The following is a 23884-nucleotide window of genomic DNA, read 5'->3' as shown; positions in this document are numbered from 1 at the left end:
GTGTTGGGTCACCTACGCTGCAGGACGTGACCCCGAGCAACCCCCCTTCGCGCCCCACACCACCTGCCCTCGCCGCCGCCGCGGTGAGCGCCGTCGAGGCCCTCCTGCTCCTCGCGACGGCCGCGATCTACGGGCTCGAGCTGGCCGACGGGCGGGCCGAGGACCCGAGCACCGCGTCGATGTCGATGGTCGTCGCGATCATCTTCGCGATCCTGCTCGCCGTCCTCGCCGGGGCATGGGTCAAGGGCGCGCTGTGGCCCCGCAGCCCGACGATCGTGTGGAACGTCCTGCTCCTGCCCGCCGCCTGGACCCTGGCCCAGACCAACGGCCTGTGGTTCGGCCTCGGGCTCGCGGCCCTGGCGCTCGCCGGGGCCGTCGCGGCGCTCATGGCGCCCTCGCCGCACCTGCCGGACGGGGTGGCGTGATGGGCTTCGACGTCGTCGAGGCGAGCATCGCCTCCCTTCGTGCTGCGCTGGAGTCGGGGGAGACGACGAGCGAGGAGCTGGTCCGCGCCTACCTGGCCCGCATCGAGGCCTACGACTCCGCCGGCCCACGGCTCAACGCCGTCGTCGTGCCCAACCCCGCGGCCCTCGACGATGCCCGCGCCAGCGATGCCCGCCGGGCGAAGGGGGAGACCCTCGGCCCGCTCGACGGCATCCCCTACACGGCCAAGGACTCCTACCTCGCCACCGGGCTCACCTGTGCCAGTGGGTCGCCGGCCTTCGCCGACCTCGTTGCGCAACGCGATGCCTTCACCATCGAGCGGCTGCGCGGCGCCGGTGCCGTGCTCATCGGGCTCACCAACATGCCGCCCATGGCCAACGGCGGCATGCAGCGCGGGGTCTACGGGCGGGCCGAGAGCCCCTACAACGGCGACTACCTCACCGCGGCCTTCGGCTCCGGCAGCTCCAACGGCTCCGGCACGGCGACGGCGGCGAGCTTCGCGGCCTTCGGCCTCGGGGAGGAGACGTGGTCCTCGGGTCGGGCGCCGGCGAGCAACAACGCGCTGTGCGCCTACACCCCCTCGCGGGGCGTGATCTCGGTGCGGGGCAACTGGCCGCTCGTGCCGTCGATGGACGTCGTCGTGCCGCACACGCGCACGATGGCCGACCTGCTCGAGGTGCTCGACGTCGTCGTCGCAGACGACCCGGACACCACGGGTGACCTGTGGCGGACCCAGCCGTGGGTCGAGGTGCCCGCGGCCTCGCGGGTGCGGCCGGCGTCCTATCGGGCGCTCGCCGCGGATGGTGCCGCGCCGCTGCGTGGGCTGCGGCTCGGCGTGCCGCGGATGTACCTCGGCACCGACGAGGAGGCGGGCACCGGCGTCGGCTTCGGCGGGCCGATCGGCGAGCGGATCGTGCCGCGACCGAGCTCGCTGGAGCTCTTCGCGGCGGCGAGGGCGGATCTCGAGGCGGCGGGGGCGGAGGTCGCCGAGACCGACTTCCCCGTGGTGTCCAACTACGACGGCGACCGTGCCGGTGCGCCGACGATCGCGACGCGTGGGCTGCTGCCGGAGGGCTATCTCGAGGAGGAGATCTGGGAGCTGTCGATGTGGGGGTGGGAGACCTTCCTGCGGGCCAACGGCGACCCCGCGCTGCACCGGCTCGCCGACGTCGACGGCCCGCGGATCTTCCCGCACCCGGCGGGTGCGCTGCCCGACCGGTACGGCGAGCTCGACTTCGACCTTGCCGACTACGTCACCCGGGCGCGCGAGGTCGGCGTCGTCGAGGAGGTCACGAACCTGCCCCTGCTCGAAGGGGGTCTGCGCGGCCTCGAGGAGACCCGCCGGGTCGACCTCGAGGAGTGGATGGACGAGCTCGGGCTCGACGCGGTGATCTTCCCGGCGGTCGCCGACGTCGGGCCGGCCGACGCGGACGTGCGTGAGGAGTCGGCAGACCTCGCGTGGCGCAATGGCGTGTGGGTGGCCAACGGCAACCTCGTGCCCCGTCACCTCGGGATCCCGACGGTCACCGTGCCGATGGGCACGATGAGCGACATCGGCATGCCGATCGGGCTGACCTTCGCCGGTCGCGGCTGGGACGACAACCGCCTGCTGACGATCGCTGCGGCCTTCGAGTCAACGGGTCAGCGGCGCACCGAGCCCCCGCGCACGCCGCGGCTGGAGTGAGCGCGCCGGCCCCCGGCTGAGTGGGTCGAGGTATCCCCGACCGTCTATCCGGTCGCTGTTACCTCGACCCGCGGAAGCGCGACCTGCACCTCATCCGCTGGCCCGTCGACGACGAGGTATCCCCGACCGGCCACGCGCGGCAGGGGCGGGACCCGCAGGCCGAGCGCGTCGCCGTCTGACCGGGCCGACGGCTGGAGGAGCAGGCCGGTGCGGGTGCGCGCGAGGTCGGAGACCAGCCCGCGCACCTGGCCGACGGCCGTCTGGGTGGCCGTCGCGCCGATGACCAGCCCGCGGTCGGCGTCGAGACGACGCAGGATCTCCTTGAGCACGTCGGCGACGGGTGCGCCCTCGAGCCGGTCGAGGTCGTCGGCGATGACCGCGAGGTCGGGGTGCTGCTGGCGCAGGGCGATCAGCTCGTCCCGGTCATCCGCACCGAGGACCGGGCAGTCGAGCCCGTCGGCGATCGCCCCCGAGCCGATGACGACGAGTGGCTGCCCGGAGGCGACCACCTGGCGGGCGAGCAGTGACAGCGCCGTCGATCGACCGCTGCGCGGCGGGCCGCAGACGAGGAACCGCCGCGCGCCGTCGGTGCGCCACACCACCGGGTCGCGACCGGAGCCGCCGAGCCCGAGCGGGATCCGCTCCCGCGCCGCTGCGGGCAGCACGTCGAGCGGCACCGACCCGGGCAGCTCCTCGACGACCCACGGGGGTGCGGCCGCTTCGCCCCCTCCAGAGGGGGCAAGTGACGGCAGCGCCACCTGCACGAGGTCGCCGCCCGGCTGGAGCCGAGCCCGACCGGGGACGAGCCGGTCCGAGACCTCGTTGCGGGTGAGTCCGGCCAGGGCGGCATCGCCCCGGTCGCTCAGGTGCAGCACGAGGCGGGTGCCGACGAGGGAGGAGACCCGGCCGGACAGCAGCTCGCGGCCACCTGCGACGACGACGCGCAGCCCGAGGGCGACGCCGTCGCGCATGAGCGTCTCGAGGGTCTCGGCCGTCTCACCAAGGTCGAGCGAGCCCCGCGGCCGCGTCACCCGGCCCCAGCCGTCGATCGCCAGGAGCAGGTGCGGCGGGGGAGGCGGACCCCCTTCGCGCTCGTGGGTGGCCCACCACGCGTCGAGGGTCGGGTGACCGCTGGCCCGCAACGCTGCTCGCCGCGCCGAGAGGTCGGACTCGAGGCGCTCGAGGAAGCGGCCTACGACTGTCGCCTCCTCCCCGTCGACGATGCTCCCGACGTGCGGCAAGGCGGACAGCCCGGCCAGCCGCGCGGACCCGTCACCGACGACCTGCACCTGCAGCCGGTCCGCCGACCACCGTTGCGTGGCAGCGGTGACGAGCGAGGCGAGGGCCGTGGTCCGACCGGAGCCGGGACCGCCGACGAGCATCCAGTGACCGTCGGTGGTCGCCCACTCCAGCGGTGACTGGCGCTGCTGCGCCGGCAGGTCCACGAGGCCGAAGGGAGCCCCCGTCACCTCGTCGTCGGGCAGCCGCGCCGCGTCGATGGCCTCCGGCAGCGGTGGCAGCCAGGGTCGGTGGGGTGCCGGGATGGCCAGCGACTGCGCCACCCGGGTCATCGTGCGCACGAGACGCTGCAGGTCGGTCGGCCCGAGGTCGTCGACGACGGGCGGCGTGGGCCAGGCCTCGCCGGGGCGGCGCACGAGCAGCGCCCCGCCGACACCGGCGGCGTGCCCGGCGACCCGGCCCGTCTGGAAGGCGCGCGGCGGACCGCCGCCGGTGCTCGCCAGAGCCCGGCCGGGGGCCGTCTCGGGGATCTCGGCCGCGTCGGGGCAGCCGATGACGTCGTCGCTGTCGGCGCGGTCGCGCACGCGCAGCGCGATGCGCAGGTTGACGTTGGCCTTGATGTCCGCGGAGACGATGCCGCCGGGTCGCTGGGTCGCGAGTACGAGGTGCACGCCGAGCGAGCGGCCGACGGCGGCGATGCGCATGAGGTGGGCCATGACGTCAGGCTGCTCCTCGGCGAGCATGCGGAACTCGTCGATGACGATCATCAGCCGGGGCAGCGGGTCGCCGCGGTGGTCGTCGATGTCCTTGGCCCCCGACGCGGCGAGGACGTGCTCGCGGCGGGTCAGCTCGGCGTCGAGGCTGGTCAGGGCGCGTTCGGCCGCGGCCGGGTCGAGGTCGGTGAGCATGCCGACCGTGTGCGGCAGCCGCGCGCACTCGGCGAAGGCCGCCCCGCCCTTGTAATCGACGAGGACGAAGGTCATCTCCTGCGGCGACAGGTGCGCCGCGAGGGAGGCGACCCAGCTCTGGAGGAACTCGGACTTGCCCGATCCGGTCGTGCCCGCGACGAGCGCGTGCGGCCCGTCGCGCCGCAGGTCGATGCGGAAGTCCCCGTCGCCCGCCGCCCCGACGGTGACCTCGAGATCCACACTTCGTTCCCTGAGGAGGCCACCCGCGGCCGTCTCGAAGGGTCCGTGCCACCTGTCTCGAATCGCATCCGCGTCGTCGGGGGAGAGGTCGAGCAGGTCGACGAGCCGTGCGCCGCCGGGCAGCGCCCCGCCCTGCGCGTCGGGGGTGGCGTCGCGCAGCGGGGTCAGGGCCGCGGCGAGGCGCCGTGCCCACGCATCACCGGTGCCGTCGACGACACCGCTCGCCGCCTCCTGACCGGCGACGAGCAGCCGCACCCGGTCGCCGTCGAGGGCGGCGACAGCGCGGGCCTCGTGCGGCAGCTGGTCGAGGGTGTCGGCGAGGGCGATGACGAGGACGCGGGCGGGACCCCCTTCGCTCATGATCGTGCGCAGGCCGGGGTCGGTGCGCCGGTCACCGACACCGTCGACCACGACGACGTGGGCCACGGGCACCGGGTCGCCCTCGCGACGGCGCTCGGGTGCGGTGGCGGCACGTTCGGCGGCGACGTGGGCCAGGCCGGCGAGCAGCGCGGCCCCGGACTCGCGGCCGGTGGCGACGCGTGCCGACCCGGGCACGTCGTCGTGGGCCCGCAGGTGGACCAGCCCGGCGAAGGGGGACCACCACCCGTCGTCGTCCCCGACGACGCTCACCTGCACGTCGTGGTGCGAGTGGAGCGTGGTGAGCTGGCCGAGCAGGTGCCGGGCGAGCCGGTCGCGGGTGGCCCGCGGGCCGGCGATGCCGAGCACGCCGACCTCGGCGAGGTCGACGCACAGGGGCACGTCGTCGAGCACGGGGTGCTCGCGGGCACCGGCACGGTGCTCGACCTCGATCGTCGCGGGCAGGGCGCCGAGGCCGAGCCGCAGGCACAGGTGCTCGTCGTGCTGGGGGCGCCTCTCCCACAGGCGTGCCGAGTCCCCGCGGGCCGCGTCGAGCAGCGCCGACGCGTCGGGTGCCGACCGCAGACGATGGTGTCGTTCGGCGCGCAGGGCGGCGGCGAGCCGCTCTCCCGTGGCGGCCCGGTCGCGGACCCACTGGGCGTGGGCCTCGCGGTGCTCGCGTCGCGAGGTCGTGCGGTCGGACAGGGTGGAGCCGAGGACGAGCAGCGGTGAGAGCAGGCCGAAGAGCAGCATCCGCGGCCCGAAGAAGACCGCGAGCAGCCCGGCGAAGGGCAGCGGCAGCAGCACCATGAGCCACGGGATGCGGCGGCGCGCCGCCGCGGTCGGCTCGGGCGGGACCCGGATGGTCGCGGGTGCCGTCGGCTGGGGCAGGTGCGGCGTGGGGTTGACCGCGAGGGTCCCGTCGCCGCTCGGGGTGCGTCTGGCGGGTCGGGGGCGGTGGGCCTCGACGGCGAAGGTCGTGTGCCCGGCGACCACCCGGCTGCCGGAGCGGACGCGGGCGCCGTCGGTGGGCAAGGGGGCGTCGTCGACGGAGGTGCCGTTGGTCGTGCCGAGGTCGCGGACGTGGACGCCGTCGCGGTCGACGGTCAGCTCGACGTGCTCCCGGGAGAGGGCGTCGTCGGCGACCCGCATCGTCGCGGCATCGCCCCGGCCGATGGTGTGCCGACCGGGCGTGAGCTCCAGGGTGCGTCCGGCGTCGGGTCCGCTCACCGACACCAGGCGAAGGGGGGACCGGCTCGCCTCTGCCGCAGCGGGATCCGCGGCGCCGACGATGAGCTCGGCCCCGTCGAGCAGGGGCGGTAGTCCGAGGGGAGCGTCCGGGACGAGGGCCTCGCCGCGGACGCTGGCGGTCGCGGCGGCGTGCCCGGTCGCGGCGAGCAGGTCGCCGAGCGTGTGGTGCGCCTCGGCGCGCACGTCGATCGTCTCGGGCCCCCCGCTGCCGGTGTCGATGATCGTCATCCGCAGCTGCATGACGGCACCGTAGGGCGATCCGGGTCAGCGCCGCCGAGAGTTGTCCACAGGCTCAGTCGTCGAGGCCCCGCGCGGCCAGCGCATCACCCATCGCATCCGCTCGCCGCAGCGCGCCGACGATGAGCGGCACGGCGAAGGCGCGTGGGCTGGCAGCCAGACCCCGCGCGTGCTGCGCCTCGCGCACGCGCCGCCCCAGGTCGATGACCTGCGGCACGGCGCGGATCGCCAGCTGCAGCATCAGGCCCACCCGCTCGGGGTTGACCCCGACCCGCCGCAGCGGGCCGCTCGCCCGCACGACGACGTCGATGAGCTCGCTCGTGCGCGTCGTCAGCGTCACGAGGTTGGCGAGCAGCACGAGCGCGACGAGCACCCCGACGATGACGACCGCTCGCTGCCACCCCGCCACGACCGTCTGGAAGACCGCCAGCGGCACCATGACGAGCAGCAGCGGCCGCAGCATCTGCAGCAGCACCCGCACCGGCATCCGCGCCACGGCGTAGCCGGCCAGCACGACGAGCAGCGCGCCGCCGGTGACCAGCGGCGAGCGGACGAAGGGGGAGGCCACACCCACGAGCAGCAGCGCGAGGAGCTTCGCCCCGGCCGGCAGCCGGTGCAGGAGAGAGTCGCCCTCGCGGTAGAGCCCGATCACCGGTCGTCGTCCATGAGCCCGAGGTAGTGGGCGATCGCGTCGGCGGGAGTGCCGTCGTGCACGAGCCGGCTGCGGTCGAAGACGAGCACCCGGTCGAAGTCAGCGAGCAGGTCGAGGTGGTGGGTCACGAGGACGACCTGCTGGGGCAGGCCCCGCACGACCTCGGCGACCCGCCGCGCGTTGCGGATGTCGAGCAGCGTCGTCGGCTCGTCCATGACGAGCAGGTCGGGCTCGGTGACGAGCACGGCCGCCAGGGCGAGCAGCTGCTTCTGCCCGCCGCTCAGCAGGTGCGCCGGGTGGTCGCCGCGACCGGCGAGGCCGTGGGCGGCCAGGGCCGCCTCGACCCGGGCGTCGACCTCGGTGCGGGTCAGCCCCCTTCGTCGGAGGGAGAAGGCGACGTCCTCGGCGACGGTCGGCATGACGATCTGCGCGTCGGGGTCGGTGAAGCAGAAGCCGACCCGCCGCCGCACCTCCTTGCCCTGCCGCGCGGTGTCGAGACCGTCGAGCGTCACCGTGCCCTGCTCGGGCACGACGAGTCCGTTGAGCATCCGGGCGAAGGTCGACTTGCCCGACCCGTTGGCCCCGATGACCCCGACCCGCTGCTCGGTCAGCCGCACGGTCACGTCGCGGAGCACCGGCGCGCCCCCGTCGAAGCCGTGCGTCACGTCGCGCACGTCGATCAGCATGCCTGCACCACCATCGCCACTCCCTGCCCGCCGCCGGCGGCGATCGCCGCGAGGCCGAGTTCGCCGGGGGCCAGCTGGTGGAAGAGCCGCACGACGAGCATGGCCCCGGAGGCTCCCCACGGGTGGCCCAGCGCCAGCGCCCCACCCTCGGCACACACGCGAAGGGGGTCGACGCCCAGCTCGTCGCAGCACGCCAGCACCTGCCCGGCGAAGGCCTCGTTGATCTCGATGGCGTCGAGGTCGTCGAGCCCGATCCCGCTGCGCTGCAGCGCGATCCGCGTGGCGGGGACGAGCCCGCGGCCGGGGCGGTTCGGCTCGACGCCGGCCGTCGCCGTGGCGAGGATGCGCAGCCCCGGCACGCCCAGCCGCTCGTGCGTCGCCGCGTCGACGACCGCGACGGCGGCGGCGCCGTCGCTGATGCCGCAGGAGTTGCCGGCGGTCACGCTCCCTTCGTCGCGGAAGGCCGGCCGCAGCCGCGCCAGCTTGTCGACCGTGAGCGTCGGCTTGGGCCGGTCGTCGCGGGTCACGCCGGCGACGGCGACGACCTCCGCGTCGAAGGCACCCGCATCCCGGGCGGCCACGGCCCGCGCGTGCGACCGGGCCGCGTACTCGTCCTGGCGCTCGCGGGTGACGCCGGCCTCCTGCGCGAGCAGGTCGTTGGCTACACCCATCTCGGGGTCGTCCCACCCCGCCGGCGCGAAGGGGGCCCGTTCGTAGCGCACCAGATCGGCACCGTCGACGGGCGGCCAGTGCCGCCACGGGGCCGTGCTCACCGACTCCACGCCGCCCGCGAGCACGGCGCTGGCGCCCCCGCGCACGAGCGAGGCGGCGACGTCGATCGCGGCCAGGCCGCTCGCGCACTGCCGGTCGACGGTGAGCGCGGGGACGGTGACGGGCAGCCCGGCCGCCAGCGACGCGGAGCGGGCCACGTCACCGCCGGGGCCCATGCAGTTGCCGAGCACGACGTCGCTGACGTCATCCGGTGCCAGGCCGGAGCGGGCGAGGGTCGCGGCGAGGACGGGGCCGGCGAGCTGGTCGGCGGTGACCCCGGCGAGCGAGCGCCCGGCGGTGCCGATGGCTGAGCGGGCCGCGGCGACGATCACGGGAGAGCTCATCGGGTCGCCTCCAGGGCCTCGCGGACGGCGTCGCGGTCGACCTTGTCGTGCCGGGTGCGGGGGAGCGGGTCGAGGTGCAGCCAGCGGCGGGGCCGCTGGGCGGGCGCGAGGTGCTCGCGGGCGAGGGAGGTGAGGCGCTGCACGTCACCAGCATCGGTCACGGCGGCGGCGACGACCTCACCGAGGTCGGGGTGCGGCAGCCCGACGACGACCACGTCACCGTGCGCGAGGGGACGCAGCACGCCCTCGATGTCGGCGACCCGCACGGTCGCGCCGGCCGTCGTGATCCCGCCAGCGCGTCCGTGCACGACGACGCGACCGTCGACGACCTCGCCGCGGTCGCCGACGGTGACCCAATCCCCTTCGTGCCTCAGCTCGTGGCCCCGCTCGAGGTAGCCGGCGCTGACATAGGGGGAGCGGACCCACAGCTCGCCGTCGCGTGCCTGCACGTCGACGCCGGGGAAGGGCCGCAGGTCGCCCGCGTGCTCGCCCCACGCGACGAAGGACAGCTCCGCCGCCCCGTAGTAGTGGTGCAGCCGCCCACCCGCGGCCGTCACCGCGGCGGCGGTCGCCTCGTCGACCCGGTCACCGGCGACGACGAGGGTGCGGCCGTCGAGGTCGGCCCCGTCCGCCAGCAGCCGACGAAGGGAGGTCGGCGTCAGGTGCGCATGGGTCGCCTCGGCGAGGCTCGGGGCGAGGCGCGCGCCGGCCCAGCGGGCGTGGACGGTGGCGAAGAGGTTCATCGTCGCGGTGACCGGGCCGGGCACCCACACCCGGCTCGCGGCGGTGGTGCCGGTGAGCCCGGCGACCGAGGCGAAGGAGCCGGTCCACGACGCCGTCGTCCGCACGACGGTCCGGGGGCGACCGGACGTGCCGGAGGTCGGCAGGGCGACGAGCCGCGCCTGCCGGTCGGCCTCGACGAAGGCCGCGACCGGGTCCTCCGCGGCCAGGACGTGGACCTCAGACGAGGGCATCCTCTCGGGCCGTGCGTCGGGCGCGGATCAGACCCGGGTAGGCCGCGTGCACCCCCTTCGCCACGACGGCGGCGATGACGGCCTTGGCGAGGTCACCCGGGACGAAGGGGGCCGCGGCGACGAGTGCGGCGCTCACGGACAGGTCGGCGCGCAGGACCATGCCGATGACGCCGAGGAGGTTGAGCAGGAGGACGCCGCCGAGGACGTTGATCCCGATGCCGACGGCGGTGCGATAGGGCGTGCCCATCGCCTGGGTCATCGCACCGACCGCCCACGCCGCGATCGGCCAGCCGATCAGGTAGCCGACGCTCGGCCCGGCGAAGACCGCCAGTCCGCCGCGCCCGCCGGCGAGCAGCGGCAGGCCGAGCGCGACGAGGGCGAGCAGGACGAGGACGGCCAGCACGCCGCGGCGGGCGCCGAGGATCGCGCCGGCGAGCATGATGCCCAGCGACTGCGCGGTGATCGGGACGGCATTGCCGAAGGGGGCGATGGCCGGGATCAGCCCGAGGACGGCGATGATGCCGGCGAAGACGGCGACCTGCGCCAGATCACGGCCGGTGGAGCGCTGGGTGGACACGGTGGGCCTCTCGGTCGGGGGTTCGGCGCCGATCATGGCACGGTTCGGGACCGCATTCGAACGCCGTTCAGCAGGCGGGTCGTGTGGCCTGTGGATTCTCGAGATGCGGATCGCGCTCAATTCAGTACCGTCGTGGCCCAGTGGACCGGGGAGGTCCGCGAGCACGACGCCACACGACGAAGGGGGGATCAGCCGATGGACGCTGTCAAGACGGTCGAGACCGAGGTCCGCGAGCTCATCCGCCGATCCGGCCTCGACCCGATCCGCGAGACGGCCGAGGTCGCCGACCTCGTGCGCGCCGCCGTCTCCGACTACGACGAGCGCAGCACCCTCGGTGGGCTGCCGATGCTCGGCAACCTCGAGGACGCGGTCAAGTCCGTGCTCGACACGGTCGCCGGCTTCGGGCCGCTGCAGCGCTACTTCGACGACCCCCAGGTCGAGGAGATCTGGATCAACAGCCCGAGCCAGGTTTTCGTCGCGCGCAATGGTGTTGCCGAGCTGACCTCGACGGTGCTGACCTCCGACGAGGTCCGCGACCTCGTGGAGAAGATGCTCAAGTCCTCGGGGCGACGGATCGACCTGTCCTCTCCCTTCGTCGACGCAACGCTGCCCGACGGCTCGCGGCTGCACGTCGTCATCCCCGACATCACCCGGGAGCACTGGGTCGTCAACATCCGCAAGTTCGTCGTCAAGGCCGACCACCTCGACGACCTCGTGCGGCTGGGCACGCTGACCAAGGAGGCGGCGACCTTCTTGCAGGCCGCCGTGGCCTCGGGGCTCAACGTCCTCGTCGCGGGAGGAACACAGGCTGGCAAGACCACGCTCCTCAACTGCCTGTCCGCGGCGATCCCGCCGCGGGAGCGGGTCGTGACCTGCGAAGAGGTCTTCGAGCTGAAGATCCCGCTGCGTGACGTCGTGTCGATGCAGTGCCGCCAGTCCAACCTCGAGGGCCTGGGCGAGGTGCCGCTGCGCCGCCTCGTCAAGGAGGCGCTGCGCAGACACACATGTCCAGTTCTCGCACCATGAATCCTGCGTTCGAGGGTCAGTCCGCAGCGTAAAGCGCAGGGCGCCTGTCCCGACTTCCAGGTACGGTCATGCGACCACAGAAGGGGCGGGGAAATGACCGACGGTAAGGGTGTGAGCCTGCCGGATATCCCGGGCTCGGGCGACGAGCTCGAGGACTACATCGCTGCGCTGTTCCAGGCGTCAGGGCACTTCGTTGAGAAGCAGATCGTCGAGGCCGATCCGGCTGACCTCCTCGAGCTCGACATCTTCGCGACCGACTACGCGCCCGACGAAGTGGTGCGGCGGCTAGTCGAGGTGAAAGGTGGCAAGTGGGGCTACACCGATCTCTTCAAGGTCGTCGGTTGGATGACGTATCTCGAGCTCGAGCGAGGAGCCTTCTTCCACACCAGGTGGGACGACCGCGAGACAGCCCCTACGCGCATGGGGCCACTCGGCCTCGACGTTGTCTGCTTCGACGACTTCTCGAGCGCGCCCGCTCACTTCGAGGCGCAGGGGTTCGGGTCCTTCGTAGACCCGGGACTCATCGGCCTGTGGCGACACTCCTACGGCGTCGAGCGCAAGCTCGTGAAGTTGATCCTCGAGCGAGCCAAGTCTGGTTCGGATGGCGCTAGGGAGGCCAAGACTTACTACCGACTCATCAACAACGGCACCTTCTTCGCGCGGACGCCCGAAGAGTCGCTGGCGATGCTCTACGAGGCCTACATGAACCACCCCAAGCTCACTCTCGGGTACGGGCTTGAGGTCGATGGCGGCACCTTCGACCCGCACACCCCGACGACCCCCAGCACGAGCGTTCAAGCCGCTATGAGGGACGGCGAGCATGCCGTCCTGCAGGCATGCATGTACTTCGAGCACAGGGCACGCCTCTCGATCCTCCAGGCCGCCGTCGACTACGCGATCGCCCATCCAGAGGGTCCGCCGTCGCTCGTCTCGGAGGACGGCAAGCTCATCGTCCGTGGTCTGACCTACCACAGCCTCCCCGCGTCGTTCCAGCAGGGAATGGACTGGCTCCGCGAGCAGCCCAACTTCCGCCGCTATGCAACGTTCTGGCAGCAGTTCCTGTGGGGCTGGGGCGGGTTCTACCTCGAGGACAGGAAAGACAAGGAGTTCGAGTGGATGTCCTCGTACTCCGGCATCCCGGCCGCTGAGATCCCCACAGCTCTCGAGGCCTTCGACCATTTCTTCCCGGTGCCTTCTGGATGGTTCGTGACCGCAGGGTGGACCGACGTACGCATGGTCAAGATGGTCCCGCCGGTCTTCCAAGGCATCGGCGCCCATCACCGACGGGGGCAATACGGCCTGGGCGGCAAGATCTCCGCATTGAACGCGAGCTCGCAGTACACGCACAGCGACCTTGCGAAGCGAATCAACGGCACCGTTGAGTTCTTGCTTGCAGACCTGAAGGACCTCTGAGCGTCGCCCGACGCTGGCTCGACTTCGATACCTGGGCGAAGAGTGACGGATATCGTCCGGGCATGGCCCTTGTCAGAAGTCTCACTCGCGACGCCCGATCGACCAGCAGGCCGCATCCTACGGAGGTTGACTGCCGCTGGCAGGTCATCGTCGGCCCGCACGGAGCATCGCTCTTCCAACTCAGCACCTACGGTTCCGACGGTCGCGAGTCCGAGCCGAAGGTCAGCCAGACGATCCAACTGGACCGCGACATGGCGGCCCAACTCGTGGCGAGGTTGCGTGAGACCTTCGACTTGCAGTGACCCCGGTTCGGACAGCGTGGGCCAGCCTCCCGGAACTCGGTAGTCGACTCCCTTAGTGTCGACGGGTGCCAGCGTCCGCCCACTTCGTGCTCTCGTTCACGAAGGCCATGACGGATCAACTCTCCGACCTTCTCGCCGAGTTGGAGCCCGCGCCCCTGACGCCTGCTTCCCTCGACCAGCTCGAACGGCTGCCCGGCGTCTACGAGCTACTGCAGGAGGGCTCAGACGGCGTGCGGCGAGTGATGTACGTCGGGAAGGCAGACCGTTCCCTGCCTGATCGGCTCGCTGATCACTTCCGCAAGATCAGTGCCCGACACAACATCGACATTCGCGACATGTACTTCGTCTGCGCGTACGTCGAACGAGACCTGCACGCGGTCGCGCCCGAGGCCATGCTCATCGACCATCGCCGTCGCGCTGGCGACGCCCCCTGGAACGGCCGAGTCGGCTTCGGCCCTCATGACCCTGGGCGTGAGCGAGACACCCAGGATCCGCCACCTTGGGACCTCGAGCATCCCATCCGAATCGACGACGTTCTGGGATTCCCGCGAGGCGAGTACGACCTCACCGAGTACCTGTACGCCCTGAAGGACGCCCTGCCCTTCCTGTTCCGGTTCGAGAGGGTCGACAACCGACGCGGGTCCGGCCATCCGGACTACGAGGGTCTGACCGTGCGCATCCCGGCGGATCTGACGGCGCGCGAACTCCTGGTCTTCCCATCCGTCGTCCTGCCGGTCGGCTGGCGAGTCACGATCCTTCCCGGCTACGCGATCATGTACAAGAACAGGCCGCGCTCGCCCGTGACGTACGCCGAGTACGAGTCGGGACCTGGGCCGGGTCGGCGAGCCGGGTTCCTGGACCGTCGGTGACCGTGGCTAAGAGACACGCCCGAGACGGTGTGCAGGCAGAGTTACAACGAGGTAATCTGCCCGCGTGCGCTCTGTAGAACTCTTCGCCGGTGCTGGCGGTCTCGCTCTGGGCTGTGAGCTCGCGGGCTTCGAGCCACAGATCGTGGTCGAGTGGGACCGATGGGCCTGCGACACCGTCCGCGAGAACCAGGCCCTGGGCTACCCGCTGGTGGATGGCTGGAAGGTCCACGAGGGCGACGTCCGGGCTGTCGACTGGTCCCAGATCACCGAGCCTGTCGATCTCGTCACCGGTGGCCCGCCGTGCCAGCCGTTCAGCATGGGCGGGAAGCACCGCGCCGCCGACGACAAGCGCGACATGTTCCCGGCGGCCATCGAGGTCATTCGGACCCTGAGCCCCAAGGCCTTCATCCTCGAGAATGTCAGAGGCTTGACCCGCTCCACGTTCGCGAACTACTACCAGTACATCCTGCTGCAGTTGGAGCACCCCGAGGTCACGAGCCGCGAGGGCGAGTCGTGGTTCGACCACTACCAGCGCCTGCAGGCTGAGCACACGAACGCCAGCTGTGGCGAGGCCCTGACCTACAAGGTCGTGCCCACTCTCGTGAACGCCGCCGACTACGGCGTTCCCCAGCAGCGCCACCGAGTCTTCATCGTCGGCTTCCGCTCCGACCTCGAGGCCGAGTGGTCCTTCCCCGACGCGACCCACTCGTACGACGCCCTGCTCCACTCCCAGTGGATCACCGGCGCTTACTGGGAGCGGCACAAGGTGGCGAAGAAGAACCGCCCCGAGATGAGCCCCCGCGTCGCCTCGCGCGTCGCGTCGCTTCGCCATGTCCCCGCCGAAGAACTCGCGCTGCCCTGGCGCACCGTCCGCGACGCGATCAGCGACCTGCCCGAGCCGACGCTCAGCGGGAGCCGGAAGCACCACAACCACATCCTGCAGCCCGGCGCTCGGTCGTACCCCGGCCACACCGGGAGCCACATCGACATGCCCGCGAAGACCCTCAAGGCTGGCGGTCACGGCGTGCCCGGCGGCGAGAACATGCTCCTGCGAGTGGATGGCTCGATCCGATACTTCTCCATCCGCGAGAGCGCTCGCCTGCAGACGTTCCCCGACCGCTACGAGCTCCACGGCGCCTGGGGCGAAGCCATGCGCCAACTCGGCAACGCGGTGCCCGTGCTCCTGGCGCAGAAGGTCGCTGGCAGCGTCGCTGAGCACATCGCCCTGGCCGACTTCCGGGCCGCCCATGCTGCCCAGCGAAGCGGCGACCTGCGAGCGGTGACCGCGTGACCAAGGCCTACAACCCGCTCGACATGGAGAACCTGGGGCACAGCGTCGAGAACGCGCTGCTGGCTTCCACGCCGACGCGCATGGACCAGATGCAGCGGTTCACCGGCGCGGGCGTCTACGCGATCTACTACACCGGCGACGAGTCGCCCTACGAGTCGCTCGGCAAGGTCAACCAGAACGACGCCTTCGAGATCCCGATCTACGTCGGCAAGGCCGTGCCCAGCGGCGCTCGCAGGGGTGTCGCCGTCTCCACCGGAGGGACGCCGCTCTTCTCCCGCCTCAACCAGCATGCCAACAGCCTCAGTGCCGCGACGAACCTCGACATCGAGGACTTCTACGCGCGCTGGCTGGTCACCGAGCCGATCTGGATTCCCCTCGGTGAGTCCATCCTGATCGGACGCTTCGCCCCCGTGTGGAACAGCATCGTGGACGGCTTCGGCAACCATGACCCCGGCGCCGGTCGACGAGCAGGCATGGTCTCGCGGTGGGACGTCCTCCACCCGGGGCGCGCCTGGGCGGTCAACTTCCAGCAGAGGAACGAGGCGCGCGCTGACATCGAGGCGGATGTCCACCAGTACCTCGCGGCGCGGATCGCTCTGCCCTGAGCATGGACTCCACCATCGTCGTCGCCGGGATCTCCGGCGTCTCGGGCGTCATCGTGGGCTTCCTCGGTGGCTGGTTCGGTCGACCGGCAGCCAAGGGCAAGGTCGACGAGGAGGCGCTCAAGAGGCAGCAGCAGCGGAAGATCCTTGCCGACGCGCGCCAGATGGTCGCCGAGGCAACGCAGAAGAACCTGCCGAAGCACGCCCTCGCCAACGACCCCCGGCTGCTCGCCGTGCGATCGCAACTCGACCCCGGCGTCCTGACGCCCTACAAGCACAACCCGTTGCCCGGTCGGGCTCCCCGCGTCCTCCCGATCCAGGAAGACCACACCCCCCTCCTCGCGAATCTCGACCGGCTCGAGAAGAAGTGGGAGTTGGTCTAGCGCCCGTAGAGGCGCTCCCAGGCTTCGAGGCGCTCTTCGCGGGTCGCCTCCTCGACGGCTTCGCGCCGTGGTCGTCGGGCATTGACGGCGGTCATGATCCGCTCGGCTGCCTCGTCGGGGTCGTCGTGCTCCCAGACGACGATCACGAGCCAGCCAGCCTCAGTGAGGCGACGCTCGCTGTCCTCGTCGCGGGCGATGTTGGCCTCGAGCTTCGCGTTCCACCAGGCCGAGTTCGCGGAGCCCCGTCGGCAGTGGTCGGGGCATCCGTGCCAGAAGCAACCCCGCACGTCGACCGCGACCTTGGCGCCCATGAAGACAATGTCCGTCGTACGGCGCCGGTCCTCGAGCAGTGGTCGGTGCAGGCGGTAACCGACCCGTCGGGCGGTCAGTGCTCGTCGGAGCCGCATCTCGGGCTCGGTGTCCTTCACGCGCTGCTGCTGCATCGCGCTGCGTCGCCCAGGGGTGGGCGGTGTGAGCGGTTCGGGCGTCATGCTCGCCTCGTCGCCTAGCGATCCTTCCGGCCGACGACGCCCGGCGTCTTCTCGGGCAGCCCGGCGTAGGCGATGAGGGCACGGCGGATCACATCGGACACCTTCTCGCCCTTCTCAGCAGCCTTCTCGGTGGCGGCCGTCCAGACCTCGTCACTGCACCGGAACGTGTGGGACGAGACGCCGTCGGCGGCGCGGTCGCCCGTCCGGGCGTAGCGGGTGTCTGGCTTGCTCATGGTCGACATCATCCCGCGTCGTAATGGTCGGCCGTGACCCAGACCCAGCCGGTGAGGTCGTAGAGCGGGGTGCCGTCGGCGGTCTCGCCAGCACGTGGGAACTCGTCGGCGGGCTCGTCGGAGTCGATCACCGAGCAGACCAGGGTGTCGCCGACCTCGGACGCGTAGCCCCAGATCCCGTTCGGGTCATTGGCGCGCCAGGCATCGAGGAACTCCCCGAACGCATCGGCGGTCGCTAGTGGTCGGAGCCAGCCGTTCCAGCGCTCCTCGAGCACGCGGTCGGCCTTGAGGGCGAGCTCGGGGGTGATGTTCTCGGGCGCGGAGTCGATGTAAACGTCCACGGGCACATCCTTCATCACAGGGACCTGAGAGCACGGTCCATGGCTCGATCGTGTCGCTCCTGGGCGATGGCTCGGGCTCTCGCCTGCCGGGCTCGGACGATCGCACGGCGGCGCCTGTCTAGGTGCAGGTTGAGGATCGCGAAGAGGGCGAAGGGCGCCAGAGGCGGGCAAGCGAGCGTGACGATGACGGTCACGATGACGGCGAAGGTGGGCATCGGTCAGGCCTCCTCTCGACTCGTCGGAGCGCTGCCCTCGATGAGGACGGCCTGCACTCGGGCGCTGTCGATGTCGGCGACGAAGCGGCTCGGGCCGTCGTCGGTCTCGGTGTCGGGCGAGCCGAGCGACCAGAGGCCGTCCTCGGCCTGCACGGCCATGACGTCGGCGAGGCAGTAGAGCGGGTCGAGGTAGGTCGCGACCTCGGCAGGCGTGCCCGCGACGCGGAGCCGGATCACGAGGTCGACGGTCGTCGTCTGGTTGGTCATGGTGGGTCCTCTCAGTAGGGTTCCGGGAGGCACCGGGGAGATATCCGCTCCCCGGTGCCGCTGTGTCGGGGAGCGGGTCAGAGCGAGCGGAAGACGAAGACGCCGCCGCCGGGCGCCGGGTGGGTCGTGTAGTCGTAGGCCAGGTCTCGAGCCCAGGCGCGCATGTCGAATTAGGGAGCCAGGTGCTCGGGCATCTCGGCGCCGTAGCCGAGATCGTCGAAGAGTTCGGCGGCGTAGTCCTCGAAGGTGTCCCACTCGCCCGCGTAGCGCTCCTCGAAGTCGGGCAGGCTCGGCAGGTCGCCGCGACCCTCGGCGATGTAGTCACCGGACGCGACCCAGGCGGCCAGTGCGTCGCGCTGCCACTCGTCGACCTCGGCGAGCAGGGCGCTCCACTCGCCAGCCTCGGCGGGCGACATCTCGCGGGAGATGGGCAGCCCGTCGGTGTCCATTACCCAGAGTTCTTCGCAGCCCCAGCGGACGCCGCCAGCGTGGGCGTGGACCTCCTCGAGCGTGATGTCCTCGGCGCCCTCGGCGGCGAACCACTCGCCGACGAGTCGGCCGTCGTTGTAGCAGGCCAGGCAGCCGATCCAGACGCGCGGCGTGGTGGCGGTGATCGTGTTCATGGTGGGTCCTCTCGGGTCGTGCGGGGTTGGTGGGTGTCAGTTGTCGGCGCCGGTCAGCGCCATGAGGTCGCGGGCGTTGTCGTCGCACCACGCGCGGGCTTGCCGCCAAGTGATCTCGCCGCGCTGGTACTCCCCGGCGATGGCGGCGAGCCGGTCCCACCCGTGGCCGTGGGGGTCGAGGGCGTAGGCGTCGGATCGGTAGGGATCGGCGTAGTCGAAGACGCGGGCGTAGCGGGTCGGGGTCGTCATGGCTCAGGCCTCGAGCACGATTGCCCAGAGCCGATAGGCGTAGGCGTCCTGACGCTCTCGGCACCCGTCGCAGGTGAACCCGCTCGAGGGCTGCCCGCTCTCGCCCGTGAGGACCGTGTGAGCGGGCACCGTGGGCGCTGGGTGGGTGTGGCCGTAGTAGTCGCGACATCCGCTGTCGTCGCCGTTGGCGATCACCAGGGCGCAGCACTCACACAGGCTGAGCGTGGTGTCTGAGGTGGTCATGGGGTGTCCTCTCATCAGGTGGTGTATGTACACCAGGATGGGAGGAAGGTAGTGGTGTATGTACACCATGTCAAGCCCTGGGGTCCAACTGCTTCGGCGTCAGCGTCGGCGCCGCACTGAACGGGCGCGCGAGCCGTCGGCTGCTGGGCATGCATGGGCTGACCACCTGGGGTGCTTCGTCCTGCACGGAGGGTGAACTCGTGCGACGATCCGTGACCATGAAGATTTCGGGGACCTTCATCCTGCTAGTGGCCGCACTTTGCTTCGCCCTAGCCGTGATGGTCGTCTTCTAGGGAGGACGCTCGCTCGTCCATCGTGGGAAGACGCAACAGCCACCACTCGAGCAAGCGCGCGCGATTGCGCAGCTCCTGTCGAGGGAAGCCGTGGAGGCCGTGGGCATCACGCAGCGTCCGCTGGATGATCGCCAACTGTTGATGGGCCCTCTGCCGCAGGACGGACGCACGAGTGCGGCAGGTGGTCGAGCAGTAGAGATTTGGGGGGCCCACTCCGATGTAGTCGACGGGGGAGGTGCACTCCGGATTCATACAGGGGGCAGACGTGCCTACAGGGCTGTGGTCCATCTCGAGCGACATCTGTGCGAGACGAGCCTCCGGGTCGCTGATGTCGTCCCCTGGAAGGGGGCCAATGATGCCGGAGGGATAGCGCGCCATGAGTGGACAGTAGCGAGCACTCGTCCTGCAAGGTTGCCTGACGTTGCTTAGCGTCGGTGCCCATGAGTCGTCTGTCGCGTCGGATCCGGTCAGCGATCGTGGGAGTGGGTGTGGTGACGCTGGCAGGCGGATGCTCCCAACAACGGGAGGAGCCGCCGCCGAAGCCGTCGACGACAGTGATGCCGACGGCGGCTCCGACGTCGTCGTCGACCACGACGACACCGTCGAGTTCGACCTCGAGCTCGGAGATCACAAGCACCCCGACCAAGGCGAAACCGACTGACCCGACGGTGCGCGTGAGGAAGGGTTGGCTGTCGTTCAAGATCATCTGCACCTACGTGCCGGACTCTCAGATGGACTTCACAGTCCAGAACGGTGAGTTGATGGACACGTTCGAGGTCGACGAAGACTGGGAGCGCTACAACGATTTCGGCCTCCCACTGGCCAGCTATCGAGCCCTGACCTAAGGCTTCTTCCACAGCGGACCGAGGCCGACACGTCACAGGGTCGAGGTCGATGACCTCAGCAGACTGACTTTGACCGTCACCGTCGTTGACACGCCCGAGTCATGGAATGTCTCCAAGCGGCTAGCCACCCTCTACGCCACGATGACCCAGAACGCCGGCACGATCAGACCTCCGAGGCCAGGCGTGTGCACGGCGCCTCAGTCAGCCGAGCACCTGCCTCCGCAGCGTCTGAACGTTCCCGACGACCGGAACCAGGCCGGTTAGGTCACGTCTCGCAGGCAACCCCGTCGCCGTCGCGGTCGAGGTGATCGCCAAATCCGGGCTGGCCCCTGTAGATCGGAGCGGCGCCGGCGGCCCTCACGGCGTCGCAATTCTCGTAGGCGTCTTGGACCGGAGGGGCCACCGGCGCGGGGCTCGCCGTTGTGGTCGTCGGCGCGGGCGGCGGCGTCGTCGTAGTCGGCTGCGGCGCAGGCGTGCTCGTCGAGGCCGGGCTCGGCCGCGTCGTCGTCTTCTTGGGCTTGGGCGACGATGAGCGGGTGGTGCTCGACGTCCCGGTCGTCTTCGGCGTGCGGCCGTCACCATCCTCTTCGCCATGTTCCCGGGCCTCGGCTTCTTCCAGTTCCAGATGTGACCGACCAGCACGCCACCAAGGAGAAACACCATGAACGACCAGCTCATCAAGGCGCACGTCCGCCTCACCGATGCCGTGCGGCGGGCCACTGCGCGGCTCGACGACGAGACGGGCGACGTGCCCGGCTGGGTCCTCATCACCCTCATGACCGCGGCCCTCGTCACCGGCATCTGGGCCATCGCGGGTGAGCAGCTCAAGGGCATGTTCGAGCGCGCGATCACCGGGGTCACCGGCCCCGACCAGGTCCACAATTGATCGGTGCCGCGAGGCTGCACGACGATCGTGGGTCGGCCGTCGCCGACTTCACGATGACCTCTGCACTGCTGCTCTTCGTCTTCCTCGGGGTCTTCCAGCTCGGGCTGACGCTGCACGTGCGCAACACCCTCATCTCGTGCGCCTCGGAGGGGGCTCGCTACGGCGCACGCGAGGGGTCGACGCCCCAGGAGGGCGCCGGCCGGACCGAGGACCTCATCGGCCGCAGCCTGTCCGCCCGCTTCGCGGGTGACGTGACGGCGCGGGTCGACACCACGGCCGCGGCCCTCGACGCGACGGACGACAGCGCCAAGCTCGTCTACGACCGCGGTCTGGGCACGGACCTGCCGCTCGACGACGCGACCGTGCAGGCGAGCGCCGCCGACCACCTCGCCGGGCGCTCCCGGCCCCACGGCCTGGAGAGCTGGAAGGTCGCGAGCGGGACCGGCAGCCCCGACGGCCGGACAGCGGTGGTGCGCCTGTCCGGCGAGGCGGACCTGCCGCTCATCGGGGGACTGCTGCGGACCATAAGCGGCTCTGTCACCGTGACCGTCGAGTCCCGGGCCCGGGCCGGCGTGACACCCGGGTAGCCGGGCGGGTCAGGGAGCCTGCGTGTCGGGGTGGGTTCGGCGTGCCCAGTCGGCGACGGCGGCACCGACGATCGCGGGCTGCTCGAGGTGGACGTTGTGCCCGGCCGCGTCGACGACGAGTGCGCTCGCACGCGGGTAGTGGGGGAGCAGCCGCAGCTGGTCCTCGTAGCCGACGACGTGGTCCTGCCGTCCGGCCACGAGGAGTGTCGGCCCCCGAAAGGTGGGGCCGCTCTCCTCTGGGACGGTGCCGAGCGCGTAGTCGGCGCCGAGCCGCTGCATCGCGGCCGGGTCGGCTGCGCGTACACCCGGCAGCGCCCAGCGCTCGAAGGCAGCCCACGAGTCACGGGTCTGCCGCACCGCCATGCCGGTGAACTCGTCACGGTCCGCATCCGTCAGCTCGGCGAGGAGCTCCTCGTCGCGGTCGACGACGGTGCGCTCGGGCCGGGTGCGGCGGGAGGCGTCGGGGTCGACCACGGGTGCGATCAGGGCCAGTCCGAGGACCTGGTCGCCGAACTGGGCCAGGAGGTGCCGGGCGAGCAGTCCGCCGAGGGAGTTGGCGACGAGCGCGAAGGGGGCCGAGCCGACCAGTGTGGAGGTGGTCTCGGTGAGCCACTGCGCGAGGTGGGGCAGGCCCCCTTCGCCGGTCAGGGCCGGGGTGCTGCCGAAGCCGGGCAGGTCGAGGTAGGTGCGCTCCCAGGCGCCGCCCTCGGCCAGGGAGTCGTCCAGGGCGAGGAGCAGGCGGTGGTCGACACCGTTGCCGTGGACCGCGATGAGGGGGACTCCGGTTCCGTGGCGCACAACGTGTGGGTGGGTCATGCGAGCAGCCAAGCACAGGGCCGACGGCCCGTCGTGCTCGTCGGGGGCTGACGGCCCTACTCCCATACGGCCCCCCGAGGTGACACGATGAGCCGGCGGGGAGACCGCACCATCTCGTCCAGGAGGATGCACGCGTGGAGCAAGAACGGTCGGGGGAGGACGCGCAGCCGGACGGTGTCGAGGCCGATGTCGTCGAGGCGCCCGTTCACGAGGAGCCCGACGCGGAGCCGGACAAGGTGACGGACCCCCCTTCGGATGTCGCTTCGAGACGCTCGCAGAGCGAGCTCCTCAGCGACCGGGATGGGGACTCTCAGAGCGAGCTCCTCAACGACCGGGATGGGGAGGACGAGGTCGTCCAGACCACCGACGGGGAGGTGCGGCCGGCCGACGAGGCCGACGACGACGCCGAGACCATCCCCGTCGCCGCGACGCGCACACCCGACCCGACCCATGAGCACGAGGCGCCCGAGGAGGAGTCGCGGGTGCGGGTGTCGCTGTCGCCGACCCTGACGATCCTGCTCGGGCTGGCCGCCGGAGCCGTGGCGATCTCCGGCCTGCGGGAGGTGTCGGGCATCATCGCGCCGACCTTCCTCGCGATGACCCTGATCATCGCCGTCTACCCGGTCTACAAGGTCCTGCGCCGCTTCCTCGGCTCGATCATCTCCGGGCTGCTGCTCATCGTCATGCTCTACGGGATCCTCGCCTTCCTCGGAGCGTCCATCGGCCTGGCGGCGAGCCGCTTCGCGACCGAGCTGGCCAGGCCGGAGTACACGAGCACCTTCACCGGGCTGGTGCGCGACGGACGCGATCTGCTGCTCGAGCAGGGCATCGAGGCCCAGGAGATCGACGAGGCGATCTCGAACTTCGACCTGCGCAACCTCACCGGCCTGGCGACGTCGCTCGCCAACACGATCACCGGCCTGACGACGACGATGCTCTTCCTGCTGACGGTGATGATCTTCCTCGTCATGGACGCCGGCGGCTTCAAGGGGCGCTTGTCGGCCATCCACCGGCACAAGCCCGACGTCGCCGACGCCCTCGTCGACTTCGGCTACCGGGTGCGCAAGTACTGGATCGTCTCGACCGTCTTCGGCATCATCGTCGCCGTCATCGACTACTTCGCGCTCGTCTGGCTGGGGGTGCCGTTGGCGATGACCTTCGGTCTGCTCGCCTTCGTCACCAACTACATCCCCAACATCGGCTTCGTCCTCGGCCTCATCCCACCGGCCTTCATCGCGCTGCTGTCGGGCGGGGTGTCGACGATGATCTGGGTCATCGCGATCTACTGCGTCGTCAACTTCGTCATCCAGTCGATCTTCCAGCCGAAGTTCACCGGTGACGCGGTCGGCATCAACGCGACGACCGCCTTCCTCTCCCTCGTCTTCTGGGCCTACGTCTTCGGTGCGCTGGGTGCCCTCCTGGCGATCCCGTGCACCCTGCTCGTCAAGAGCCTGCTCATCGACCGCGACCCCCGGGCGCGGTGGATCAACCAGTTCATCGCCAGCGACCCGCGGGAGAGCCGCAGCGCCCAGCCGACGTAGGGAA

Annotated in this window: 27 protein-coding genes and 1 pseudogene; 13 read left to right on the top strand and 15 right to left on the bottom strand. The window is 71.1% G+C overall.

Features of this window, described 5'->3' with window-relative positions; translation table 11 throughout:
- Window positions 1-26 precede the first annotated feature (26 nt).
- Both NMQ01_RS11105 and NMQ01_RS11100 read left to right on the top strand, forming a co-directional pair.
- Window positions 27-425 carry a hypothetical protein gene (locus tag NMQ01_RS11105; protein WP_255183989.1) on the top strand — a complete coding sequence of 133 codons (399 nt, stop codon included), beginning with the start codon at window positions 27-29 and terminating at the stop codon, window positions 423-425.
- Window positions 425-2128 carry an amidase gene (locus tag NMQ01_RS11100; RefSeq protein ID WP_255183988.1) on the top strand — a complete coding sequence of 568 codons (1704 nt, stop codon included), beginning with the start codon at window positions 425-427 and terminating at the stop codon, window positions 2126-2128. Before NMQ01_RS11105 ends, NMQ01_RS11100 begins: the two co-directional genes overlap by 1 nt.
- 44 nt (window positions 2129-2172) lie before the next feature.
- Here the strand turns inward: NMQ01_RS11100 and NMQ01_RS11095 are convergent, their stop codons facing one another.
- Genes NMQ01_RS11095 through NMQ01_RS11070 form a run of 6 tightly spaced genes read right to left on the bottom strand, consistent with a single transcriptional unit; the run spans window position 2173 to window position 10364 of the window.
- Window positions 2173-6363 carry an FtsK/SpoIIIE domain-containing protein gene (locus NMQ01_RS11095; protein WP_255183987.1) on the bottom strand — a complete coding sequence of 1397 codons (4191 nt, stop codon included), beginning with the start codon at window positions 6361-6363 and terminating at the stop codon, window positions 2173-2175.
- A 52-nt stretch (window positions 6364-6415) separates the two neighbouring features.
- Window positions 6416-7012 carry an energy-coupling factor transporter transmembrane protein EcfT gene (locus NMQ01_RS11090; protein ID WP_255183986.1) on the bottom strand — a complete coding sequence of 199 codons (597 nt, stop codon included), beginning with the start codon at window positions 7010-7012 and terminating at the stop codon, window positions 6416-6418.
- On the bottom strand, window positions 7009-7698 hold the full coding sequence (locus NMQ01_RS11085) for an energy-coupling factor ABC transporter ATP-binding protein (protein ID WP_255183985.1): 690 nt from the start codon (window positions 7696-7698) through the stop codon (window positions 7009-7011). Before NMQ01_RS11085 ends, NMQ01_RS11090 begins: the two co-directional genes overlap by 4 nt.
- A complete protein-coding gene (locus NMQ01_RS11080; RefSeq protein WP_255183984.1) occupies window positions 7692-8813 on the bottom strand; it encodes a thiolase family protein in 1122 nt (373 codons plus the stop codon). Before NMQ01_RS11080 ends, NMQ01_RS11085 begins: the two co-directional genes overlap by 7 nt.
- A complete protein-coding gene (locus tag NMQ01_RS11075) occupies window positions 8810-9787 on the bottom strand; it encodes an AMP-binding protein (protein ID WP_255183983.1) in 978 nt (325 codons plus the stop codon). The genes NMQ01_RS11080 and NMQ01_RS11075 overlap by 4 nt, the downstream gene beginning before the upstream one ends.
- Complete coding sequence (locus NMQ01_RS11070) at window positions 9774-10364, bottom strand: biotin transporter BioY (protein WP_255183982.1); 591 nt, start codon at window positions 10362-10364, stop codon at window positions 9774-9776. Before NMQ01_RS11070 ends, NMQ01_RS11075 begins: the two co-directional genes overlap by 14 nt.
- A gap of 195 nt (window positions 10365-10559) precedes the next feature.
- Here NMQ01_RS11070 and NMQ01_RS11065 point away from each other — a divergent pair.
- The 7 genes and pseudogenes from NMQ01_RS11065 to NMQ01_RS11035 form a co-directional block, all read left to right on the top strand.
- Window positions 10560-11360: pseudogene (locus tag NMQ01_RS11065) on the top strand (CpaF family protein); the annotation flags it as partial.
- Between the two features lie 123 nt (window positions 11361-11483).
- Complete coding sequence (locus NMQ01_RS11060) at window positions 11484-12803, top strand: hypothetical protein (protein ID WP_255183981.1); 1320 nt, start codon at window positions 11484-11486, stop codon at window positions 12801-12803.
- A 62-nt stretch (window positions 12804-12865) separates the two neighbouring features.
- Window positions 12866-13105 carry a hypothetical protein gene (locus NMQ01_RS11055; protein ID WP_255183980.1) on the top strand — a complete coding sequence of 80 codons (240 nt, stop codon included), beginning with the start codon at window positions 12866-12868 and terminating at the stop codon, window positions 13103-13105.
- Between the two features lie 65 nt (window positions 13106-13170).
- Window positions 13171-13974 (top strand): Eco29kI family restriction endonuclease, encoded by an 804-nt coding sequence (locus NMQ01_RS11050; protein WP_255183979.1) that lies wholly within the window; start codon window positions 13171-13173, stop codon window positions 13972-13974.
- 64 nt (window positions 13975-14038) lie between these two features.
- On the top strand, window positions 14039-15265 hold the full coding sequence (locus NMQ01_RS11045) for a DNA cytosine methyltransferase (protein WP_255183978.1): 1227 nt from the start codon (window positions 14039-14041) through the stop codon (window positions 15263-15265).
- The gene (locus NMQ01_RS11040) at window positions 15262-15870 is read left to right on the top strand and encodes an Eco29kI family restriction endonuclease (protein ID WP_255183977.1); all 609 of its coding nucleotides are present in this window, start codon (window positions 15262-15264) and stop codon (window positions 15868-15870) included. The genes NMQ01_RS11045 and NMQ01_RS11040 overlap by 4 nt, the downstream gene beginning before the upstream one ends.
- Window positions 15871-15872: 2 nt before the next feature.
- Window positions 15873-16250, top strand: a complete 378-nt coding sequence (locus NMQ01_RS11035) for a hypothetical protein (protein ID WP_255183976.1) — start codon at window positions 15873-15875, stop codon at window positions 16248-16250.
- On the opposite strand, the gene vsr is transcribed toward NMQ01_RS11035, so the two are convergent.
- The 7 genes from vsr to NMQ01_RS11000 form a co-directional block, all read right to left on the bottom strand.
- Complete coding sequence (gene vsr, locus NMQ01_RS11030) at window positions 16247-16741, bottom strand: DNA mismatch endonuclease Vsr (protein ID WP_255183975.1); 495 nt, start codon at window positions 16739-16741, stop codon at window positions 16247-16249. The genes NMQ01_RS11035 and vsr overlap by 4 nt on opposite strands.
- A gap of 14 nt (window positions 16742-16755) precedes the next feature.
- Window positions 16756-16974, bottom strand: coding sequence for a hypothetical protein (locus NMQ01_RS11025; RefSeq protein ID WP_255183974.1), 219 nt, complete (start codon window positions 16972-16974; stop codon window positions 16756-16758).
- Window positions 16975-16982: 8 nt separating this feature from the next.
- Complete coding sequence (locus NMQ01_RS11020; RefSeq protein ID WP_255183973.1) at window positions 16983-17315, bottom strand: hypothetical protein; 333 nt, start codon at window positions 17313-17315, stop codon at window positions 16983-16985.
- A 218-nt stretch (window positions 17316-17533) separates the two neighbouring features.
- Entirely contained in the window at window positions 17534-17797 is a 264-nt protein-coding gene (locus tag NMQ01_RS11015) for a hypothetical protein (RefSeq protein ID WP_255183972.1), read from the bottom strand.
- Between the two features lie 170 nt (window positions 17798-17967).
- A complete protein-coding gene (locus NMQ01_RS11010) occupies window positions 17968-18420 on the bottom strand; it encodes an antirestriction protein ArdA (protein ID WP_255183971.1) in 453 nt (150 codons plus the stop codon).
- A gap of 36 nt (window positions 18421-18456) precedes the next feature.
- Window positions 18457-18669, bottom strand: coding sequence for a hypothetical protein (locus NMQ01_RS11005; protein ID WP_255183970.1), 213 nt, complete (start codon window positions 18667-18669; stop codon window positions 18457-18459).
- Window positions 18670-18672: 3 nt separating this feature from the next.
- A complete protein-coding gene (locus NMQ01_RS11000; RefSeq protein ID WP_255183969.1) occupies window positions 18673-18912 on the bottom strand; it encodes a hypothetical protein in 240 nt (79 codons plus the stop codon).
- Window positions 18913-19645: 733 nt separating this feature from the next.
- Here NMQ01_RS11000 and NMQ01_RS10995 point away from each other — a divergent pair.
- Window positions 19646-20050, top strand: a complete 405-nt coding sequence (locus tag NMQ01_RS10995) for a hypothetical protein (RefSeq protein WP_255183968.1) — start codon at window positions 19646-19648, stop codon at window positions 20048-20050.
- A gap of 265 nt (window positions 20051-20315) precedes the next feature.
- On the opposite strand, the gene NMQ01_RS10990 is transcribed toward NMQ01_RS10995, so the two are convergent.
- Window positions 20316-20453 carry an excalibur calcium-binding domain-containing protein gene (locus NMQ01_RS10990; protein ID WP_255186363.1) on the bottom strand — a complete coding sequence of 46 codons (138 nt, stop codon included), beginning with the start codon at window positions 20451-20453 and terminating at the stop codon, window positions 20316-20318.
- Between the two features lie 258 nt (window positions 20454-20711).
- Between NMQ01_RS10990 and NMQ01_RS10985 the strand changes: the two genes are divergently transcribed.
- Together NMQ01_RS10985 and NMQ01_RS10980 are read left to right on the top strand one after the other, a co-directional pair.
- Window positions 20712-20936, top strand: a complete 225-nt coding sequence (locus tag NMQ01_RS10985) for a hypothetical protein (protein ID WP_072625131.1) — start codon at window positions 20712-20714, stop codon at window positions 20934-20936.
- A complete protein-coding gene (locus NMQ01_RS10980) occupies window positions 20933-21523 on the top strand; it encodes a TadE/TadG family type IV pilus assembly protein (RefSeq protein WP_255183967.1) in 591 nt (196 codons plus the stop codon). Before NMQ01_RS10985 ends, NMQ01_RS10980 begins: the two co-directional genes overlap by 4 nt.
- 9 nt (window positions 21524-21532) lie before the next feature.
- Here NMQ01_RS10980 and NMQ01_RS10975 read toward each other — a convergent pair whose 3' ends face one another.
- A complete protein-coding gene (locus NMQ01_RS10975; protein ID WP_255183966.1) occupies window positions 21533-22339 on the bottom strand; it encodes an alpha/beta fold hydrolase in 807 nt (268 codons plus the stop codon).
- Between the two features lie 134 nt (window positions 22340-22473).
- Between NMQ01_RS10975 and NMQ01_RS10970 the strand changes: the two genes are divergently transcribed.
- On the top strand, window positions 22474-23880 hold the full coding sequence (locus tag NMQ01_RS10970; protein ID WP_255183965.1) for an AI-2E family transporter: 1407 nt from the start codon (window positions 22474-22476) through the stop codon (window positions 23878-23880).
- Window positions 23881-23884 lie beyond the last annotated feature (4 nt).

Origin of the sequence: Janibacter sp. CX7 (assembly GCF_024362365.1) — a bacterium.
In the GTDB taxonomy this organism is placed as follows: domain Bacteria; phylum Actinomycetota; class Actinomycetes; order Actinomycetales; family Dermatophilaceae; genus Janibacter.
The sequence above is the reverse complement of the archived record's forward strand: the minus strand, read 5'-3'. Positions and strand labels throughout refer to the sequence as shown.